Here is a 3,314-nt window from a genome sequence, read left to right as displayed (position 1 = left end):
TATTAATCCTTTGTAAAAACACCTCTATATTTTCATTATCTAATACTTTTATTCCATTTCTTTCTTCCGTTTCGTAATTATCTTCAGTGCTTACACCTAAATTTTTATATGCATTATCTAATTTATTATAATCTAAAAACCATAGTTCTTTATCTGTTACATACCATCTAAATTCACTATTATATATGACGGCTACTACAATGTTTTCTGCATAAAGTGGTTCTAATATCATAATATCCTCCTTTTATTATTACTTTTATAATCCTGCCATTCTTGGCGTTGTGGGGTCAACTATTTTCAGGACAGTTGCCCTTGGTTTAGTGGATATAAAGTATTGCATTTTCATTTATAAACACATCTAACGATTTAAGTATATCAAATTTAACAGTCAGTGAAGGATGTGAACCCCACAATGATTAGATTTTCATTTTTTCATATTTTCACTGGAATTTATGACAATCTCTTGAACTGTGCGAAATGTCACATCTGTATTTTACAACCTCTCTTATAGTAAGGGTATGTAAGAGAGACGTATTAAAGGAGTGAACACTATGAAGAAGAAACCTTCAGCACTAATGAGACGCTTAAAATATTTTTCACCAATAGATCGTTATAACGATAATCATACACAAGAAACATATGAAGATCGTGAATGGGAAAATGTGTACAGAAAACGTTGGCAGCATGATAAAGTTATTCGTTCTACACACGGTGTGAACTGTACTGGTTCGTGTAGCTGGAACATTTATGTGAAAGATGGAATTGTAACATGGGAAGGGCAAGAGCTTAACTATCCAACAACAGGTCCTGATATGCCTGATTTTGAACCACGAGGATGTCCGCGTGGAGCGAGCTTTTCTTGGTACATTTATAGTCCACTTCGTGTGAAATATCCATATGTACGTGGTGTGCTTTGGGAAATGTGGCAAGAAGAACTACAAAATAACGAGTCACCATTAGATGCTTGGAAAAGCATTGTGGAAAACCCTGAAAAGGCACGTAAGTATAAGCAGGCGCGTGGTAAAGGCGGATTCATCCGAGCGAATTGGGATGAAGTATTACAACTTGTTTCAGCTTCTTTACTTTATACAGTAATTAAATACGGTCCAGACCGCAATGTTGGTTTTTCACCAATTCCAGCTATGTCGATGTTAAGTCACGCTGCAGGTAGCCGTTTTATGCAACTTATGGGTGGGCCGATGCTTAGCTTTTATGATTGGTATGCTGATTTACCACCAGCTTCTCCGCAAATTTGGGGTGATCAAACAGATGTACCAGAAAGTAGTGACTGGTATAACTCTGGCTACATTATGACATGGGGTTCAAATGTACCAATGACGAGAACGCCAGATGCTCACTTCTTAGCAGAAGTTCGTTATAAAGGGACGAAAGTCGTTTCTGTAAGTCCTGACTTCGCTGAATCTACAAAGTTTGCAGATGATTGGATTAGTGTGAAGCAAGGTACAGACGGTGCCCTTGCGATGGCAATGGGGCACGTGATCTTACAAGAATTTTACGTAGATAATCAAGTGGAATACTTCACAAAGTATGCGAAGCAATATACTGATTTTCCTTTCTTTGTCACATTGAAACAAAAAGGAGACCAATTCATTGCTGATCGATTCTTAAATGCTTCTGATATTGGACGCGAAACAAAGTTAGGAGAATGGAAACCTGTTCTTTGGAACGAGAACACGAAAGATTTTGCAACACCTCAGGGAACTATGGGGTCACGTTGGGATAACGAAAAGAAATGGAACTTACGTTTAGAAGATGAACAAACAGGTRAAAAGATTGATCCACGTCTTTCTTTACTTGGAATGGAAGATGCTGTTGAAACTGTACAAATCCCGTACTTCTCGGATGATGGAAACAAAGTATTAGAACGTACAATTCCAGTGAAAAAAGTTATGACAGAAGAAGGCGAAGTGTTCGTTACAACTGTATACGATTTAACGTTAGCAAATTACGGTGTGAACCGAGGGCTTGGCGGGCAGGAACCGAAAGATTTCAATGATGATGTACCGTTTACACCTGCATGGCAAGAGAAGATGACTGGAGTAAAGCGAGAACTTATTATTCAAATTGCTCGTGAGTTCGCACAAAATGCAGTTGATACGAATGGTCGCTCGATGATTATTGTCGGAGCTGGTATTAACCATTGGTTTAATTCTGATACGATTTATCGCGCAGTTTTAAATCTTGTTCTTCTCGTCGGGGCACAAGGTGTCAACGGCGGTGGTTGGGCACATTATGTTGGTCAAGAAAAGCTGCGACCAGCAGAAGGGTGGCAAACAATCGCAATGGCAAAAGATTGGCAAGGGCCACCGAAATTACAAAACGGTACGTCATTCTTCTATTTCGTAACAGATCAATGGCGCTATGAAGATACACCTGTTGGACATTTAGCATCACCAATTGAGGGCAACTCACGTTATCAACATCACGGTGATTACAATGTATTAGCGGCACGACTTGGCTGGTTACCTTCGTATCCAACATTCGAGAAGAATGGAATTGAATTATATAAAGAAGCTGTTGCTGCTGGTGCAACAACGCAAGAAGAAATCGGAAAATACGTTGCACAAAAATTAAAAGAAAAAGAACTGAAATTTGCAATTGAAGATCCAGATAATAAAAACAACTTCCCGCGTAACTTATTCGTATGGCGTGCAAACTTAATTTCAAGTTCCGGTAAAGGTCACGAATATTTCTTAAAACATTTATTAGGTACAACAAACGGATTAATGAATGACGATAGTGATTCATTACGACCAGAAGAAATTAAGTGGCATGAAGATGCACCTGAAGGGAAGTTAGATTTACTCATTAATTTAGATTTCCGTATGGCTGGAACGGCGCTTTATTCTGATATCGTCTTACCTGCTTCAACTTGGTATGAAAAACATGATTTAAGTAGTACAGATATGCATCCATTTGTACATCCATTTAATCCAGCAATCGGTTCACCGTGGGAAGCACGCTCTGACTGGGATATTTTCACCGCTCTTTCTAAAGCTGTGTCGGATTTAGCGAAGAAAATTGATCTTGAGCCAATGAAAGAAGTTGTTGCAACACCACTTCTTCACGATACACCGCAAGAATTAGCGCAACCACTTGGCAAGATTAAAGATTGGAGCAAAGGTGAGTGTGAACCGATCCCAGGTAAAACAATGCCGCAAATTCATGTTGTCGAAAGGGATTACAAAACGATTTATGACAAGATGACAGCGCTTGGACCAAATACCGGAAAACAACCGATTGGTACGAAAGGGATTTCTTGGTCAGCAGAAAAAGAATATGAGCAATTAAAG

At 38.9% G+C, this 3,314-nt stretch carries 1 protein-coding gene and 1 pseudogene; one reads left to right on the top strand and one right to left on the bottom strand.

What is annotated here, in order from left to right:
* Positions 1–232, bottom strand: a pseudogene (locus tag AC1DTM_RS20860) (hypothetical protein); the annotation flags it as partial.
* A gap of 319 nt (positions 233–551) precedes the next feature.
* Here AC1DTM_RS20860 and AC1DTM_RS20855 point away from each other — a divergent pair.
* On the top strand, positions 552–3,314 hold a 2,763-nt coding region (locus AC1DTM_RS20855), incomplete at its 3' end, for a nitrate reductase subunit alpha (RefSeq protein ID WP_477000778.1).

This window comes from Bacillus sp. P4_D3, from assembly GCF_056401855.1.
This window is presented reverse-complemented; position numbering and strand designations above follow the sequence as displayed.